Source organism: Mesorhizobium sp. 113-1-2, assembly GCF_016756475.1.
Lineage (GTDB): Bacteria > Pseudomonadota > Alphaproteobacteria > Rhizobiales > Rhizobiaceae > Mesorhizobium > Mesorhizobium loti_C.
The window spans coordinates 7,311,101-7,327,851 of record NZ_AP023242.1 but is presented as its reverse complement, the minus strand read 5'-3'; the positions used below and the strand labels follow the sequence as shown (position 1 = coordinate 7,327,851).

At 62.9% G+C, this 16,751-nt stretch carries 12 protein-coding genes and 5 pseudogenes; 9 read left to right on the top strand and 8 right to left on the bottom strand.

Features of this window, described 5'->3' with window-relative positions; translation table 11 throughout:
• The 6 genes and pseudogenes from JN279_RS35270 to JN279_RS35245 all read left to right on the top strand — a co-directional run.
• Positions 1-966 carry a polyprenyl synthetase family protein gene (locus JN279_RS35270; protein WP_202327574.1) on the top strand — a complete coding sequence of 322 codons (966 nt, stop codon included), beginning with the start codon at positions 1-3 and terminating at the stop codon, positions 964-966.
• A 309-nt stretch (positions 967-1,275) separates the two neighbouring features.
• On the top strand, positions 1,276-2,826 hold the full coding sequence (locus JN279_RS35265; RefSeq protein WP_202351471.1) for a hypothetical protein: 1,551 nt from the start codon (positions 1,276-1,278) through the stop codon (positions 2,824-2,826).
• A complete protein-coding gene (locus JN279_RS35260; RefSeq protein WP_096453947.1) occupies positions 2,823-3,725 on the top strand; it encodes a terpene synthase family protein in 903 nt (300 codons plus the stop codon). The genes JN279_RS35265 and JN279_RS35260 overlap by 4 nt, the downstream gene beginning before the upstream one ends.
• 84 nt (positions 3,726-3,809) lie before the next feature.
• Positions 3,810-4,865: a type 2 isopentenyl-diphosphate Delta-isomerase gene (gene fni / locus JN279_RS35255; RefSeq protein ID WP_010913998.1), complete on the top strand. Its 1,056-nt coding sequence runs from the start codon at positions 3,810-3,812 to the stop codon at positions 4,863-4,865.
• A gap of 405 nt (positions 4,866-5,270) precedes the next feature.
• Positions 5,271-6,923: an MFS transporter gene (locus JN279_RS35250; RefSeq protein WP_096453949.1), complete on the top strand. Its 1,653-nt coding sequence runs from the start codon at positions 5,271-5,273 to the stop codon at positions 6,921-6,923.
• 356 nt (positions 6,924-7,279) lie between these two features.
• Positions 7,280-7,483, top strand: a pseudogene (locus tag JN279_RS35245) (cold-shock protein); the annotation flags it as partial.
• Positions 7,484-8,632: 1,149 nt separating this feature from the next.
• Here JN279_RS35245 and JN279_RS35240 read toward each other — a convergent pair.
• The 7 genes and pseudogenes from JN279_RS35240 to JN279_RS35210 all read right to left on the bottom strand — a co-directional run bounded on the left by JN279_RS35240 (position 8,633) and on the right by JN279_RS35210 (position 12,871).
• Positions 8,633-8,899 (bottom strand): hypothetical protein, encoded by a 267-nt coding sequence (locus JN279_RS35240; RefSeq protein ID WP_202351470.1) that lies wholly within the window; start codon positions 8,897-8,899, stop codon positions 8,633-8,635.
• A gap of 43 nt (positions 8,900-8,942) precedes the next feature.
• On the bottom strand, positions 8,943-9,797 hold the full coding sequence (locus JN279_RS35235; protein ID WP_244672974.1) for a tyrosine-type recombinase/integrase: 855 nt from the start codon (positions 9,795-9,797) through the stop codon (positions 8,943-8,945).
• A pseudogene (locus JN279_RS35230) lies at positions 9,794-9,949 on the bottom strand (tyrosine-type recombinase/integrase); the annotation flags it as partial. The pseudogene JN279_RS35230 and the gene JN279_RS35235, both read right to left, overlap by 4 nt.
• 29 nt (positions 9,950-9,978) lie before the next feature.
• Positions 9,979-10,866: a dihydrodipicolinate synthase family protein gene (locus JN279_RS35225; protein ID WP_069093303.1), complete on the bottom strand. Its 888-nt coding sequence runs from the start codon at positions 10,864-10,866 to the stop codon at positions 9,979-9,981.
• Between the two features lie 18 nt (positions 10,867-10,884).
• Positions 10,885-11,523: a LysE family translocator gene (locus tag JN279_RS35220; RefSeq protein WP_010914002.1), complete on the bottom strand. Its 639-nt coding sequence runs from the start codon at positions 11,521-11,523 to the stop codon at positions 10,885-10,887.
• 84 nt (positions 11,524-11,607) lie between these two features.
• The gene (locus JN279_RS35215) at positions 11,608-12,297 is read right to left on the bottom strand and encodes a B3/B4 domain-containing protein (RefSeq protein ID WP_202351469.1); all 690 of its coding nucleotides are present in this window, start codon (positions 12,295-12,297) and stop codon (positions 11,608-11,610) included.
• Between the two features lie 316 nt (positions 12,298-12,613).
• A complete protein-coding gene (locus tag JN279_RS35210) occupies positions 12,614-12,871 on the bottom strand; it encodes a transposase (RefSeq protein ID WP_446720438.1) in 258 nt (85 codons plus the stop codon).
• A 72-nt stretch (positions 12,872-12,943) separates the two neighbouring features.
• Here JN279_RS35210 and JN279_RS35205 point away from each other — a divergent pair.
• The 3 genes and pseudogenes from JN279_RS35205 to JN279_RS35195 form a co-directional block, all read left to right on the top strand.
• Positions 12,944-13,186: pseudogene (locus tag JN279_RS35205) on the top strand (IS110 family transposase); the annotation flags it as partial.
• A gap of 91 nt (positions 13,187-13,277) precedes the next feature.
• Complete coding sequence (locus JN279_RS35200) at positions 13,278-14,432, top strand: IS110 family transposase (RefSeq protein ID WP_202353872.1); 1,155 nt, start codon at positions 13,278-13,280, stop codon at positions 14,430-14,432.
• 282 nt (positions 14,433-14,714) lie between these two features.
• A pseudogene (locus tag JN279_RS35195) lies at positions 14,715-15,521 on the top strand (IS110 family transposase); the annotation flags it as partial.
• Between the two features lie 252 nt (positions 15,522-15,773).
• Here the strand turns inward: JN279_RS35195 and JN279_RS35190 are convergent.
• A pseudogene (locus JN279_RS35190) lies at positions 15,774-16,472 on the bottom strand (IS630 family transposase); the annotation flags it as partial.
• Positions 16,473-16,751: the final 279 nt, after the last annotated feature.

The following is a 16,751-nucleotide window of genomic DNA, read 5'->3' as shown; positions in this document are numbered from 1 at the left end:
ATGCAGACCGATTCCACGCTACACGACGACGCGCAGGCGCGCGGCGCATCCGGCAGGCTGCCGTCGGAGATCTGGATGCAGGACGGCGCAAGGCGGGTCGAACAGGCGCTGGCGCGTCTTCTCTGCGCCGAAGACGACGGTGAGACCGAGCTGATGGCGGCGATGCGCTACGCCACCTTGCATGGCGGAAAGCGCACCCGCGCCTTGCTCTGTCTGGCTACCGGCGCACTGGCCGACACGCCGGCGCCCATGCTCGACGATGTCGGCGCCGCCATCGAGATGATGCACGCCTGTACCCTGGTCCACGACGACCTGCCCGCAATGGACGATGACGTGCTTCGCCGCGGCCTTCCGACCGTGCACGTCAAGTTCGGCGAAGCCACTGCGATCCTGGTCGGCGATGCGCTGCAGGCGCACGCCTTCCTGACCCTGGCGAGCCTGGATGCGCCGAGCGACAACCGTATCGCGCTCGTGCGCGAACTGGCGCAGGCGGTGTCCGCCGAGGGTGCCGCAGGCGGGCAGGCCATGGATCTGTCGCTGGTAGGAAAGCACGTCGAGCTGGACAGGATCGTGGCGATGCACCGGATGAAGAGCGGAGCACTAGTGCGCGCGTCCGTTCGCATGGGCGCGCTATGCGCCATCGCGGAGGATGCCGCCCACGCTGCGCTGTACTGTGCGCTCGATCGCTACTCCGCCTGTTTCGGCCTGGCGTTGCAGGTGGTCGACGACATTCTCGACGCGACAGCGGATACCGCGACGTTGGGCAAGACCCCCGGCAAGGACGCGGCGGCGCAGAAGCCGACCTGTGCGTCGATCATGGGGCTGCAGGCAGCGCGCCAGTTGGCGCTGGATCTGTTGCGCGACGCCGGGGAGGCCATCCCCCCGCTGGGAACGCGTGCGGAACGGTTGGCGCAGATGCTGCAACGGGCCAACGCGTATCTGTTCAAGCACGCGCCATGCGCATGAGCGCGCCCGTCCGCATGGAGTCGCCCCTGTGCCGCTGCGATCGATCGGCCGGCGTGAGCGGTGCATGCTGCACTGTGTCCAAGTCGCGGCGGCGATCGCAGCGGTTGCCCAGCACAGCCGCGGCTCACGCGGCGCGCTGCGCGCAAGCCTATGCGGCGGACCGGCCCCAGCATGGGGCGCGTCGCCGCGCCGGAGCAGGGCGGCCGTCCGGCGCTGCCCGTGCGCCGGGCCGCGACGGGCCTGCGGCGACGTGCGCGGCGTCTGCCCGATCCAGGTTCCCGTCAACTGTCTGCAGAAGGAACATACCGCGTGAACGCGCTGTCCGAACAGATCCTTTCCGAATTGCGCCACCTGCTGATCGAGATGAGCGACGGCGGCAGCGTCGGTCCGTCCGTCTACGACACGGCGCGAGCTCTGCAGTTCCACGGCAACGTCACCGATCGGCAGGACGCATACGCGTGGCTCATCGCGCAACAACAGGCCGATGGCGGATGGGGAAGCGCGGACTTCCCGCTGTTCCGCCATGCGCCCACCTGGGCGACGTTGCTGACATTGCAGCGTGCCGATCCTCTTCCCGGCGCGGCCGACGCAGTCCAGGCTGCAACCCGGTTCCTCGAGCGCCAGCCCGATCCCTACGCGCATTCGGTGCCGGAGGACGCGCCGATCGGCGCGGAGCTGATCCTGCCGCAGTTGTGCGGCGAGGCCGCATCCTTGCTGGGCGGCGTGGGGTTTCCGCGCCACCCGGCGCTGTTGCCGTTGCGGCAGGCGTGCCTTGTCAAGTTGGGGGCGGTGGCGACGTTGCCGAGCGGCCATCCGTTGCTGCACTCCTGGGAAGCCTGGGGAACGTCGCCGACCACCGCATGCCCCGACGACGACGGCAGCATTGGCATCAGTCCGGCGGCCACCGCCGCGTGGCGTGCGCACGCCGTAACACATGGGAGCACAACGCAGGTCGGGCGCACCGACGCGTATCTGCAGGCGGCATCGCGGGCGACGCGCAGCGGCATCGAAGGTGTCGTTCCCAACGTCTGGCCGATCAATGTGTTCGAGCCATGCTGGTCGCTGTACACCCTGCATCTGGCCGGGCTGTTCGCGCATCCCGCGTTCGCCGATGCCGTGCGCGTGATCGTCGCGCAGCTCGACGCCCGCATGGGCGTGCGCGGTCTGGGCCCGGCCTTGCACTTCGCAGCCGATGCCGACGACACCTCCGTTGCGTTGTGCGTCCTGCGCCTTGCAGGTCGCGACCCGCCGGTCGATGCGCTGCGCGATTTCGAAATCGGCGAGCTATTCGTCACCTTCCCCGGCGAGCGCAATGCCTCGGTGTCGACCAACATCCATGCCCTGCATGCGTTGCGACTGTTGGGAAAGCCCGCCGCCGGCACCAGCTACTACGTCGAGGCCAATCGCAACCCGCACGGTCTATGGGACAACGAAAAATGGCACGTTTCGTGGCTGTATCCCACCGCGCATGCGGTCGCTGCGCTGGCGCAAGGCAAGCCCCAGTGGCGCGACGAGCGCGCGCTGGCGGCGCTGCTGCAGGCGCAGCGCGATGACGGCGGCTGGGGCGCCGGTCGCGCGTCCTCATTTGAGGAAACCGCCTATGCGCTGTTCGCGTTGCACGTCATGGACGGGAGCGAAGAGCCGACAGGGCGCCGGCGCATCGCGCAGGCGGTGGCGCGTGCGCTGGAGTGGATGCTCGCTCGCCATGTGGCGCATGCATTGCCGCAGACGGCGCTGTGGATCGGCAAGGAACTGTATTGCCCCACCCGGGTCGTGCGGGTGGCCGAACTCGCCGGGTTGTGGCTGGCGCTTCGTTGGGGGCGGCGCGTCCTGGCCGAGGGAGCAGGAGCGGCGCCATGATCCAGACCGAACGCGCGCTGCAGCAGGTGCTGGAGTGGGGGCGTTCCCTGACAGGGTTCGCCGACGAGCATGCCGTGGAAGCGGTCAGGGGCGGCCAGTACATCCTGCAGCGCATCCACCCGAGCCTGCGCGACACCTGCGCCCGCACTGGCCGCGATCCGCAGGCCGAAACGCTGATCGTGGCGTTCTATCGCGAACTGGCGCTGCTGTTCTGGCTCGACGATTGCAACGACCTTGGCCTGATCGCGCCGGAGGAGCTCGCCGCGGTGGAGCAGGCGCTGGGGCAGGGCGTGCCGTGCGCGCTCCCCGGATTCGAGGGCTGCGCTGCTCTGCGCGCTTCGCTGGCCGCGCTCGCCTACGATCGTCGCGACTATGCTCGGCTGCTCGACGACACTCGGTGCTACTGCGCGGCGCTGCGCGCCGGACACGCGCAGGCGGTAGGGGCGGAACGCTGGTCCTACGCCGAGTACCTGCACAACGGCATCGATTCGATCGCCTACACGAACGTGTTCTGTTGCCTGTCGTTGCTGTGGGGGCTGGACATGGCGACCTTGCGCGCGCGTCCGGCGTTTCGCCAGGTCCTGCGGCTCATCTCCGCGATAGGGCGCCTGCAGAACGATCTGCATGGACGCGACAAGGACAGGTCGGCGGGCGAGGCCGACAACGCGGCGATCCTGCTGCGGCAGCGCTATCCGGCTATGCCTGTGGTGGAGTTCCTCAACGACGAGTTGGCCGGCCATACGCGCATGCTGCACCGGGTGATGGCGGAAGAACGCTTTCCCGCGCCGTGGGGAGCGTTGATCGAGGCCATGGCGGCCATCCGCGCGCAGTACTACCAGACCTCGACCAGCCGCTACCGCAGCGACGCTGCGGGGGGAGGCCAGCGTGCGCCCGCCTGAACGGCGGGATGCGGCTGCGTGCGCGCGCTGCCGTCGGTCCGATCCGATGCAACGCCGTCCCCCGATGCGACGGATGGAGCGAGCATGAGCGATAGCGACAACATCCCGAGCCGGCGCAAGGACGACCATCTGGACATCGTGCTGGATCGGCGAACGGCGCCGGCCACGGTCGCCGCCGGCTGGGAGTACATCCGTTTCGAACACTGCGCATTGCCCGAGTTGGACCTGACGCAGATCGACCTGCGCGCCTCGCTGCTGGGCAAGACCATGCGCGCGCCGCTGCTGATCAGCTCCATGACCGGCGGCGTGCTACGCGCCGAGGCCATCAACCGGCATCTGAGCGAGGCAGCACAAGCCTTGGGGATCGCCATGTGCGTCGGTTCGCAGCGCGTGAGCCTGCAATCCCGCAACTCCCAGGGGCTGACGCGCGCGCTGCGCCGCATGGCCCCAGACATTCCCTTGCTGGCTAATATCGGCGCCGCGCAACTGCGCGAGGCCGACGGCCTGGACCTGGCGTGCCGGGCGGTGGATGCGCTGGAGGCCGATGGACTCATCGTCCATCTCAATGCGCTGCAGGAAGCGGTACAGCCGGAGGGCGACCGCGACTGGCGCGGCGTCCTGGCGCAGATCGCTCGCGCCGCGCGCAGCGTGGACGTGCCGATTGTGGCCAAGGAAGTGGGGTCGGGCCTGTCCGCCTCGGTGGCCTGCGCGCTCGTCAAGGCGGGCGTGGCGGTCATCGATGTCGCCGGCGCCGGCGGCACCAGTTGGGCCGCGGTGGAGGGCGAGCGCGCCCGCGATGCCGCCGACCGTGCAGTGGCGATGGCGTTCGCCGACTGGGGGATTCCGACCCCGGCCAGCGTGCAGGCGGTACGTCGGGCGCTGCCAACTGTGAAGCTGATCGCGTCGGGCGGGATCCGCGACGGCGTCGACGTGGCCAAGGCCATCCGCCTGGGCGCGGACATCGCCGGGCAGGCGGCCGGCGTGCTGCGCGCGGCGACGGTGTCCACCGAGGCGGTTGTCGCGCATTTCGAGATCGTCATCCGCCAGTTGGCCGTTGCCTGCTTCTGCACCGGCTCGGCTGATCTGGCGGCGTTGCGTCAGGCGCGGTTGTTGCCCTCGGCGCATCTGCCCGCCGGTTGATGCCGGCGTCGCCCGCACGTGGCGGCGGGCGCCTAGCAGGCTGCTGAATACCTACGCCAAAGATGACTACTGATCCACCTTGGCGAGGCGGTTCAATGCGCGGGAGCTCGTGATCACCAGAAGGGAAGTCGATGCCCAGGACGTGGCTTGGTTGGAGACGCTAAGGAACGTCAAACTGACGATTCTTGTAACGTGGTCGGGGATCGAGAGCGACAGGATCGAACCGGTCTCGTCCCGCATAGCGGAACGATAGCTCCACCGGAAGCATTCGGTTCTGCCACAGCATCGGCCAGGCAAAAATAACTTGCGTTGCGCAGATAAAATGCCCTGATCCTGCCATTCCTCCATGGGCACGTGGGCGGGGAGAAATCTCATACAACTGGCAGCGAAGGGAGGCTCGGCCCAATGAGCGGGGTGGCGCGTGAAGAAGTTAATCCGGTGTCATCGGCAACGTTCGCGCCGCTCGAGAATTCAACTTTCCGTCCGATCTGGATTGCCACACAGGTATCCAGTCTAGGGTGGCTGATTCAAATGGTTGCCATCAGTTGGCTGATGGCGACCATTTCGACATCGGATGTGATGGTCGCCTTGGTGCAGGCTTCGACAACCTTGCCCACATTCCTCCTGTCAATTATCGCCGGCGCCCTAGCGGACAATTACAGCCGCCGCAATCTCATGTTCGCTGGCTGGTGCGTGATAGCATCGTCCTCGACGATGCTGACTGTTCTTGCAGGTCTCGGAATTTTCAATCCATGGATGGTTCTTGCATTCAGCTGTTTGGCCGGAGTAGGCGCCGCTTTCACCGACCCCGCCTGGCACGCGTCGGTTGGCGATATCCTGCGAAAGCGCGATGTTCCGGCCGCCGTCACGCTTATTTCGGTCGGATATAACGCCGTCCGAAGCATCGGTCCCGCTCTCGGTGGAGTCGTCGTTGCTTCCTTTGGCCCTTTGACGGCTTTCGCAGTGGCGACGCTTACATATCTGATGCTGCTGTGGACCATAGGGCGCTGCAAATGGCAAGTTCGCCCGTCACCGCTGCCGAGTGAACCATTGACCACGGCGATCCATGACGGAGCGCGCTTCACTGCCCTGTCATCCGAAATCAAGGCAGCAATTGCCCGCGGTGCCCTCTTTGGGCTGACGAGCATCTCTATACTAGCGCTCTTGCCTCTCGTCGCCCGCGATCAGCTGGGGGGAGGGCCAGTCGTTTACGGCATCCTGATGGCCGGCTTCGGGACCGGCGCCTTGTTCGCCGGCATCTGCAACAACATTCTGAGACGGAGGCTGTCCCAGGAACGTTTGACGACACTGTCGTGCATCGCCTGTGCGGCTTGTTGTCTATCGCTTGCTTTCACCCCCTCGGTGGCGGTGGCGGCTATCGCGCTGGCGCTCGGCGGCGCGGGCTGGGTCGTGACCTGGACCGGGCTGGACGTAAGCGTCCAGTTGGCGAGTCCAAGGTGGGTCGTTGGTCGCACGCTCTCGATCTATTACGCCCTTTCATCCGGCGGCATCGCGGCTGGCAGCTGGCTGTGGGGTACGGTGGCCGAGAGCTATTCGCTGAGCTCGGCTCTGGAGCTTTCAGGTGGCGCGCTGCTGCTGGTCGCTGGCACCGGCTTCCTGCTGCCCATCCGTCAATGGAAAGATTCCGATCAGGCTCCTCTTGGCTTCGAAACGCCTCAGGTTGCCCTGGATTTGAAGCCCCGAAGCGGGCCGATCGTCGCCAAGATCGAATATTCAATACCCGAAGCAAATGTCGAAGCGTTCCTGGAGCAGATGCGGGAACGGCGGCGAGTACAAAGCGGCGTTGGTGCGCGACACTGGAATCTCCAGCGCGACCTCCAGCAGCCTTCGCGTTGGACAGAAACCTTCCGCACCCCGACCTGGATGGACTACCTTCGCCTGAACCACCGCCTTACGGCAGCCGACAAGGAGTTGGACCAGCGTCTCCTCGCATTGCACCTGGGAGAGCTTCCTCCTCGAACCACGCTTGCGATCGAGCGGCCGACTGGAGCTGGCCGCAAGCGGGACCAATCGATGCGGTTCTTTTTCCGGCGTTGACATCCGTCCAGGCGTCCGCGCTGGTGAGACAGGATGGGTTGGAAACGAGCCACCGCTCTCACCATCCGTTTTGCAGATCGGCTTCGATCCATTCGAGTGGTTGCCGAGCCGGCATACTGGGCGGCTCAGACGTATCCTTGTCGGAGAGATTCCTCGGCACTCGAGCGTCTTGCAGCGCGTTGCGCTCAAGCTCACCGGCACCTGTTCGGTGCGTTCCCAAACAGAGCAATGGCTTTTCGCGCCGCAACCCCGAGGTGGGTAATTCTGGTTTTTGCTGGGTTTAACTCTACGAAATATGAACAGGATCGGCTTCACGGCCCGTCTGGTTCGCACTGGCCACAGAGGAATACACAGATATGGCGACCGGAACAGTGAAGTGGTTCAACAGCACCAAAGGTTTTGGCTTAATCCAGCCCGATGACGGCGGTCAGGACGTTTTCGCCCATACTCCAGCTGTAGAACGGGCTGGACTTTCAAACCTCGTTGATGGGCAGAAGATCAAGTACGAGATCGAGCAGGACCGCCTTAGCGGCAAGTCCTCCGCAGGTAGTCTCAGCAAGGGTAGGCTGATTTTCTCGTCGGACCCGCAGAGCGCGAAGGATAAGTCAAGCCGAAGGTACCATCGTCATTCGCGGGGCGTATCGCGACGGACTCTCTTTTACGAGACGATCCTGATGCGTCACGCAAACGGTGAATCACGAACGCTCTCGCCGCAAACCCCTTCCGCCCGGAAATCTGCCCCGGTTACGGCTCTCGGCGTATCCCAGAGTTGGGAGAAGCTTCTGCCAGACTACAACTGTAACCTCATATCGGTTTAGCAGGTCAAGCGTCGGTGGTACCCTGATTGGGTAACTTAACGACTTTGGAGGCCGAGCAATGGATCGCGATAACAAACGGGCACGCGCAGCTGCAAGTTCATCCCAAGACGTGGGGAATCGCAGTACCCTCCGTGACCTTCCATACGGACCATTGACCGATGTTGCAGAACGGCTGGTAAGCGCTAAACCCGCGCGATACAGCGCGAAATCTTGGGACCTTCAAAGAACTCGGGAGGCGAGAGCGCATAGCCGTTCGGGGCACTCGAACCGAGCCAGAAACTGACCTCGCGAAGTTTGAAACGCGGACCAATCAGCTTGGACGATCAGCCGTCGATCTGGGAGATAAATTGACTGCCGGGTTGGGACACACCTCGGATGAAGTAGCATTGGAGCAATTCAGAGCAGTCAGTAATGTGTCTCATTACCTTCGGCCAGAGACACAAGATAGTATTGTTAATCGCATTGGCAACATGGATCCACCTTCGCAAGCTATCGGAGCTCTTTACGCTGCGCAAAACTTCAGCAAGTTTAACGCTGAAAATAAAGCTCGCATTTTTGATCAGGCCGCTGAATTGGCTACCGATCCGGATGGCCACGTCAGGTCGACAGCATCCAATGCTATGTACGCGATGTATCACCAGTTAGATCCAAATCAACAGGGCCAAGCTCACTCAATTCCCGGCATGCAAGACATCTTGCCGCAGATGCCTCCTCCGCGGCATGCAGCAGAGGAACGCAGTGCGGATCTGGACGCCCACATAGCAGGTATTGGGGCTGCAGTCCGTGATACAGTTGGCCCGCAAACCTCCCACGAACAGCTGCAGCGGGGTGGTCAAGTCGGCCGGGACATAAGCCACTCCTACAATCACGCCCGAGAGGATCTAATGGAGGCTAGGAGAAGCAGAGATCGCACCGGCCGTTGAGGTCTCGGCCATGGCAGTAACGCTTCCTCTCCCGAATTCCGTTCACGGCCTTGCTGTTTCCAATTCCCTGGCCGTCGACGTAGCTGCTTAGTGAAACTTTCAAAATCCACGTCTGCCGGGTGGCGCGATGCAAGCATCGCACCACCCGCTGCGGCATCGATCTGTCGAGCGTCGGCATCGCGACCTCGGTTCGGTGTCTAAGCAAGCGCAGCATCAGCACGGCTAATTCGGCCATGGAACAATGTCTTCTACAAAAACGACGTCCCCCAACATAGCCATTAGCATCGCGTGCTCACTCGCCTTGGGGTTCTGTGCGGCAAGTCTGTACGCAACCTTCCGCCACGGGGGTAGCGGCGAGGCTCTGATGGCGTTTGATGTCCGTGCCTTTTGGTTTGAGACGCCCTTCTATTTGGGTATTTGTTCAGCAGCGCCTGCACGCCGTCGGCGCTCAGCTTGCCGCCGTGCGTGTTCGGAAAGAGAGCCGTTGCGCCCCGCTTCCTGGGCTCGTTGAGCCAGCCCCGAAGGGCTTGCTGTGCAACCTTGGTGAGCGGCGTACTTCGCTCCTTGCGGCCCTTGCCAACGCATCGCACGTGGGCACCGTGCCCCAGCATCACCGAGTCCCGGTCGAGATCGATGATCTCCGAGACCCGCAACCCCGTTTGCGCGGCCAGCAACAGCAGAGTGTGATCACGCCGTCCCAGCCATGTGCTGCGATCCGGACAGGCCAGGATCGCTTCAATCTCGGGCCTGGTGAGAAACTGAAGCTGTCGCTTGTCGCATCGCTTGCTCGGGATCGCGAGCACGCGTTGAATCTGGGCGCTATGGGCCGGCTCCTCGAACGACGCATATCTGAAGAAAGACCGAATGGCCGTGAGGCGGAGGTTCCGGGTCCTCACTGAGGCGGATCGCAGTGTCTCAAGGTCCTCCAGGAATGCACCGATGAAAGGCGCGTCCAAATCCCGCAGTGTCAACTGCGACGGAGACCTGCCAAGGCGTGTCTGCGCGAATGCAAACAGGAGCCGGAAGGTGTCGCGATAGGAGGCGATGGTGTTGGAGCTTACGCCTCGATGTCGCATGAGCCGATCGGTGAACCACCGCTCGATCAGCACGGCCAGATCGTTCGAGGCACTCATGAGCGAACCTCCCACCGCTCATCCAGCAGTCGCGCGGCATGGGTCATTAGCTCCGGCGCGGCGGATAGATACCAGTAGGTGTCGCGAACATTGGCGTGGCCGAGAAAGGTCGAGAGGACCGGCAGTTCCCGCTCGACATCTTCGCCCGCACGCAGTTGCACTGGGCATGCCCTGTGCTCGGCTATTCGAGCTTCTCCAATGCCTGCCTAATGTCATCTCCGGCGTCCTCCGGCAACGGCAAAATAGGGCGCGGTGGCTGGACGTGCGCCAGACCGAGGTAGTCGGCGATGACGAACATAACGCGGAAGCTGCCGTAGTGTTTGAACAAGGTCCAGAGCGGCCCGAAAGCGCGGTTCAACCGAGTGGACTCCACCGCGTCGCCGGACTGCGCTGCACGCGTCAGCGCAAGCGCCGGGACCGGCAGCAGACCTGCCGCAACGCTGTACCAGGTGTCACATCCGGCAAGCAGGGCATCCGCCGCGCCCCAATCGCCGCTGTATCCGATTGTGAACGTGTCAGGCGTCATCGACCGCAAACGTGCCAGTTCCCCCGCGTAATCGTCATTCGCCGCCAGAGGCATTTTCACCGCGACGATGTTGGACACCTCTGACAGCCGGGCGATCAATGCGTCGCTGAATGTGAAGCGCGTGGTGCTTGGATTGTTATATATGCACAAAGGCAATTCCCCCGCCTCGGCCACCGCGACGAAGTGCTGGAAGACTTCGTCCTCGTTCAGGGGAACGTAGGACATCGGTGCCAGGAGCAGGCCGTCAGCGCCAGCGGATTTGGCATCGCGCGCCAGAGCCTGAGCTTCATCGGTACGCAATGCACCCACACCCACGACAAGAGGCGTTTTGCCGCCGATGCATTCCACGGCAGCCTGAACGGCACGCTTGCGTTCTTCCCTGGTGAGGTAAGCATAACCGCCCGTGCTCCCCAGAAGGCCGATGGAGTCCGCTCCGGCGCGTTGAATACGCTCGAGAAAACGAGCCAGACCCTCGGTGTCGACATGCCCTTCCGCATCGGTTGGCGTAAGGGGGAACGCCGACAGGCCGCGAAACAAAGTCATCATCCATTCCTTTCGAAACTACATACGGGAAAGCAGCATACGCAGCCCGGCGAACGCGAAGAACATCGCCAACAGACTTTCGATCCAGCGGCGGCAGCGGCGATATAGAGCCACCATAGGCGGTGTGGAGAAGACAATGGCGTAGCCGCAGAATATCGTGACACTTAGGATGGCGCAGCCACCCAATATCGCTGCGATGCTTTGCCACGATGAATTCGGACCGATCCCCAGCGTGACGAGCGCGATCCATGCCAGCACGGATTTTGGGTTCGCCAAATGCATCAAGAGGCCCTTCCTATAGAGCTCACCCCGCGAAAGAGCGACTTGGTCGGTCGATGCGCGCACCGCCAGCTTCTCGTTCGACGTAAGCGCCGACCGTCCCGCCCTGAAGGCGAGGAATAGCAGGTAAAGCCCCCCGAAAACCTGCAGAACGAGCAGTGCCTGGGCGTACCTGGCCAACAGGGCGGAGATGCCGGTGGAGGCCATAAAACCCCAAAAGATCGAGCCGCTGACGACGCCGGAGGCGAGCATGAGCGCAGCACCTCTGCCGCGCGCCATCGCAACCCCCATAATGCGCATGTTGCTCGGGCCGGGGCTCCCCGCGGCAATGACATATGCAGCAAAGACGATGAGCAACTGATGGAGATCGACATTCATTCTCTCAGCCCTTGATAATCTCGATCGGATCGATCGCGCCGGATGCCCCGGGCGGCCATGGATCCACTCGCTCGACCGGAAACCTCATCCGGCGATGGCAATTTCTTGGCTCGCGATTTTGCAGCCAGGCATCAAGGCATTCAGCCCTCCGACCATGGCATCCGTCGCCTCTGCCAATGCATCGTCCGGCATGGTCTCCAACGCCTCCAGTACGAACCACATCCGGCCTGTTAGGGTCTTCAGGCGGGTTCGAGTGCCCTGTCGCCAGTTCCAGCGTCGGCAGGTGACGCCAATGTCGTCGCGCCAGATGACCTCACCGGGCAAGGGAGGATCGTTGACCGCCTCTCCATTCACCATGGTGTCGAACGTCTCACTCCCGTCAGCGATCGTCAGGTGGGGTCTTCCGACATAGGCGTCAAAATTCTCTCCACCCACCGGGACTGCGTATTTCAGGCTGATGGCGTTGTAGAGATCGACGATCGGGTTGATCGTCGAAAGAGTGCCGTCTTTCAGAACCCGCTTTCTGAGGGCCTGGGCTGAGCACGGCGTACGGTTAGGCTTCGCGCCAAAGACGGCGTAGGCGTGGGACCAACTCGCCAGATGAGCTTCTGCCCAAGCCGGGCCATCCGCCAACGCGCAATCGCAGGCTTCACCAAGCAATCGGGGATCGAAACGTCCTTCTTCAGCTGAAGTGGCATCGACGTAGACGCTCACGGCTCTAAATCCCGATGCAATACTCTTAATTCGAGCGTCGATGATGGGACCCTCAAACATCCAGGCAACTCCATCAGTTCGAGCGCAAGCAATCCATGACCGGCGCGACCAGTCACGATCGCTTCCCTGACTGCAAGCCAATATTGCAGTTCACTGGTCCAAACTAAACTGCCACTTTTCGAGATTTTAATTGGTCCAGTATGAGGAGGGTTCTCGCAGCACGGGAGCGACGCGTCGAATTTATCAATCCCTGATCAAGCAGATCCAGGCCGGAGCGTACGGGTGTCGGTGACGCCACCCAGTTCTCCGCAAGCAAGCGGCCCACAAGTTCCCCATGATCCGGTCATGCTGTTGTGAACCCTAGAGCGGGATGATTTTAGGTTGAACAGTATCCGGTGTTTTCGAAGTAGTTGTTGCATTCGGTTGCGGTGAGGCCATCGAGGATTTCGCCGATCGCGCTGCAGACAGTATCGACGGTTTCGGCGCGCCGCCTTTCTGAGCCAGTGCTTGAGCTTGGCAAAGCTTGCTCGATCGGGTTCAGATCGGGCGAATATTTCGGCAGGAGCAGGAGTCTGGCACCGACGCCGCGAATGGCGCGGCGCATTGCCTTGCCCTTGTGCGAGCCGAGATTGATGGGGTGGACGCCCCCTCACGGCATCGCTGTGCCAAAGTGGTGTCGTTGATCATCACTTGAACGGAGGCGTCCATGTTGGAAGTTAGCACAATCGGGTTGGATCTGGCGAAGAACGTGTTCCAGATGCACGGCGCGGATGGATCGGGAGCCGTGGCCTTCCGCAAGAAACTGCGTCGTGACCAGGTGCTCAAGTTTCTTGCCGCGCAGCCTGCTTGCACGGTGGCTATGGAGGCCTGCGCCGGCGGTCATTATTGGGCGCGGGAGATTGCGAAGCTTGGGCACGATGCCCGGCTAATCGCTCCGGGATATGTGAAGATTCCATGAGGAGGAGACGCGCGCGCCTAGCTCTGGAAGAGTTGGGTCGCTCACTTTCTCGATGGAGACCTTTGCCATGCAGACTGCCAGAATGACCACCGCACATACGATTGCGACCGTTGAGTGCGGCGCGATTTTCGTTTCTCTGGAGCTCAGCCGCTCGACGTGGCTGGTGACCACCCTTGCGGCCCCCGTGGGGTCCAAGCTGTCGAGGTATCAGGTGCGGGGTGGGGATATGCCGGGGCTGCTGGAGCGGTTTTCGGATCTGCAACGCCATGTCCACCGCCGGACCGGCCGGATTGTCCCAGTGATCGTGATCCAGGAAGCCGGACTGGACGGGTTCTGGATTCACCGCGCTCTGGTCGCGGAAGGGATCGAGAGCCACGTCGTTGACCCAGCTTCGATCGCGGTTTCGCGCCGGCATCGCCGCGCCAAGACAGATCGGATCGACGGGGAGGCGCTTGTTCGCACACTCATGGCGTGGAAAAGGGGCGAACCGCGGGTCTGTTCGATGGTTTGCGTACCGACACCGGAAGAAGAGGATCGTCGGCGCCTTTGCCGGGAACTGAAGACTCTGATCGGAGAGCGTATCCGTCATGTAAACCGGTTGAAGGGTCTGTTCTTCGCGCAAGGGATCGGCGGGTACGAGCCTCGGAACAAGGACCGCCGAGAACGCCTGGAGGCTCTGCGCACCGGAGACGGGCGGCCGCTTCCGAAACATCTCAAGACGCTGGCCCTGCGCGAGCTGGAAGTCATCGAGCTGCTGAACCGGCAGATCGAGGCCGTGAAGGCGGAGCGTGATGCGCTCTTGGAGGAGGCTCCGGCCGCCGGTTCCGCCCTGGAGCCGGTTCGGATGTTGCTCGAGCTCAAGGGCATTGGCCCCGGTTTTGCCGGCGCCTTGTGGTCCGAAGGCCTGTTCCGGAACTTCGCGAACAGGCGCCAGGTCGCGGCCTATGCCGGTCTTGCGCCCACGCCCTGGAAGAGTGGCACGATCAACCACGAACAGGGTGTCTCGAAGGCGGGCAATCCCCGTTTGCGCGCCATTGCCGTGGAAATGGCCTGGCTCTGGCTGCGGCATCAGCCGGGTTCGGCGCTTGCATGCTGGTATCACGAGAGGGTCCGCCGGTTCGGCCCACGCACCAGGAAAGTCACGATCGTCGCTCTGGCGCGCAAACTGCTTGTCGCTCTGTGGAAGTACGTGACCGGCGGTGTCGTGATCGAGGGCGCCAGAATGAAGGCCGTCTGACCGCCACCCGGAAAACTGAAACCAATTCCACCGGGACCCGATCAGTTCCGGCGGATCCGGGGGGACGAACCGGCGTAGGTTTTGGCCTCGCACGCCGTAGTTAAGAATGGTCCCGTCCTCCCGAGCCCTGTCCGCAGGATGCGGAATTCTGGTGCAGCCGTTATTTCGGCGACCGCATGTGAGCTTGAGCGCGCAGGTCGACTGCGACACGCGTTCCAATGAAGGGTTCGGACCTTGGATCCGAAACATCAGAGGAGAAAACGATGACCTGAAAATCCATACTTGATCCAATCCTCCTCATGTGAGCCTTTCGTGAAGCGGCAGAAGAACGATGCCGCTGACGCTGAGGCGATCTGCGAAGCAGCCCAGAGGCCGACCATGCGGTTCGTGGCGGTGAAGAGCGAAGAGCAGCAAGCTGCGGCAATGGTGTTCCGCGTTCGCGATCTTATGGTTCGTCAGCGGACCCAGACCATCAATGCGATACGGGGCCATCTTGCCGAATTCGGACTCGTGGCTGCACAGGGTCTCTTCCATGCCGCCAAGCTTGTCACGGCGATTGAGGACAAAGGTACCGCCATCCCCGAAGCTGCCCGTCCGATCCTGTCTCTGCTCGTTGCACAGTTGCGGTCGCTGGATGAGAGAGTGGCCGTGCTCGACCGCGAGATCGCCCAGCGTGCCAAGGAGGATGCAGAAGCCAGGCGATTGATGACCATTCCCGGCATAGGGCCGATCACCGCGACGGCACTTGCTGCTCTGGCTCCATCGGCGACAACCTTCAAGAGGGGGCGAGACTTCGCGGCCTGGCTCGGCCTCACGCCGCTGCAACGCTCCACGGGCGGAAAGCAGAAGCTCGGCGAGACGTCTCGGATGGGCGAGCGAACGCTACGCCGGCTGCTGATCATAGGGGCCAGCGCGGCCGTACGCTGGGCAATGCGGAAGGGGAAATCTGCGGACCCATGGCTCATGCGCATCTTGGGCCGCAAGCCGCCCATGTTGGTGATCGTCGCGCTTGCCAACAAGACTGCACGCATCGTCTGGGCACTGATGGCGAAAGGCGGAACTTATCGGGCTCCAGCCGTGGCGGGTTAGTTCCGCTCGGCCAGAAGGCCTCGAAAGTGTGAGAAGGTCAAACGGAGAGTATGGCGCAACGGTCAACGAGACGGGATCGGGAAAACCAGATCATGGATACGCGCCTTGAGCGCGCCAGATTGAATTGGACCCGCTCCGCGAACTCCCATACAGGCCCGCGGCATGTGACAGCCGCAACAGAGGCCGGACACATGTCAGCACCCGACCACGCTCCGTGCTCTTCGAAAGATTCTTCTTGCACCAACGGGGGCGTCCACACATGTCCATGATCACGATGTCACCGGGTTTAAGGGTCGGAACCAGAACCTGCTCGACATAGAGCCGGAACCGCTCGCCGTTGATCGGTCCGTCGATCAGCCATGGCGCGTCCAGGCGATCATGGCGCAGTGCCGCCAGGAGTCATGGTCTGCCAGTGGCCGTGCGGGACCTCGGCATAGAGCCGCTCCCCGACCGGCGCCCAGCCGCGCAACGGCGCCATGTTTGTCTTGGTCCAGGTTTCGTCGATGAACACCAGGCGTGAAGGATCGATCGCTGCGCGATACTTCAACCATTGCTGACGCCGGCGCGCGATGTCGGGACGCCTCTGTTCGGCCGCGACCAGCGTCTTTTTTTATAACTAAGCTTCTCCTCGTGAACGAAGGCCCAGACCGAGCGATAGTCCACCTTCAGGCCGCGTTCGGCCAGTTCCGCGACCAGCCCACGCAAGGTGAAGGCCTCATTGCGGCAGCGCTCAACCAACCAGTCGCGGTGGGCGCCGCGGATCTTCTTGGGCTTGTGTCCACCGATCTGGCCGGGGCTGACGCTGCCTGTTTCTCGAAAGCGCCCCATCCATCTGATTACCGAGCTGATGCCGACATCATAACGCGCCGCTGCTTGCCGGCGCGAAAGCCCCTCCTGCTCAACCGAAGCGACAACCCGGTCCCGAAGATCGTTTGAATATGGCTTGCCCATCCATGCCGGCCTCCTTCTCCCAGCCAGCATCTTGAATCTGGAGGGTTCTGTGTAGTCGCGAGCCCGATTGGGTGGGCACGCACGGGTCGCGACTACATTGAAGCCTGATTGAACTGAACCGCGGGATGGCGGGCGGGGCTATGGGGATTTAGGGCTCGACAGTGTGTCCGAGCCGCCGGAGCGGGCTCGCCGATCGCTCTGGGGCAGTCGCCCGTCGTCGCGGTGCAGGACCATCTGCGACGCGAGAGACGGCGCCATTGGGTCGTTGACGCTGAGGTG

Excerpts from the sequence above, each read along its gene's own strand:
- JN279_RS35270 (WP_202327574.1), top strand. The coding sequence starts at position 1 with ATGCAGACCGATTCCACGCTACACGACGACGCGCAGGCGCGCGGCGCA.
- JN279_RS35260 (WP_096453947.1), top strand. The coding sequence starts at position 2,823 with ATGATCCAGACCGAACGCGCGCTGCAGCAGGTGCTGGAGTGGGGGCGT.
- fni (WP_010913998.1), top strand. The coding sequence starts at position 3,810 with ATGAGCGATAGCGACAACATCCCGAGCCGGCGCAAGGACGACCATCTG.
- JN279_RS35250 (WP_096453949.1), top strand. The coding sequence starts at position 5,271 with ATGAGCGGGGTGGCGCGTGAAGAAGTTAATCCGGTGTCATCGGCAACG.
- JN279_RS35240 (WP_202351470.1), bottom strand. The coding sequence starts at position 8,899 with ATGGCCGAATTAGCCGTGCTGATGCTGCGCTTGCTTAGACACCGAACC.
- JN279_RS35235 (WP_244672974.1), bottom strand. The coding sequence starts at position 9,797 with ATGAGTGCCTCGAACGATCTGGCCGTGCTGATCGAGCGGTGGTTCACC.
- JN279_RS35225 (WP_069093303.1), bottom strand. The coding sequence starts at position 10,866 with ATGACTTTGTTTCGCGGCCTGTCGGCGTTCCCCCTTACGCCAACCGAT.
- JN279_RS35220 (WP_010914002.1), bottom strand. The coding sequence starts at position 11,523 with ATGAATGTCGATCTCCATCAGTTGCTCATCGTCTTTGCTGCATATGTC.
- JN279_RS35215 (WP_202351469.1), bottom strand. The coding sequence starts at position 12,297 with ATGTTTGAGGGTCCCATCATCGACGCTCGAATTAAGAGTATTGCATCG.
- JN279_RS35200 (WP_202353872.1), top strand. The coding sequence starts at position 13,278 with ATGACCACCGCACATACGATTGCGACCGTTGAGTGCGGCGCGATTTTC.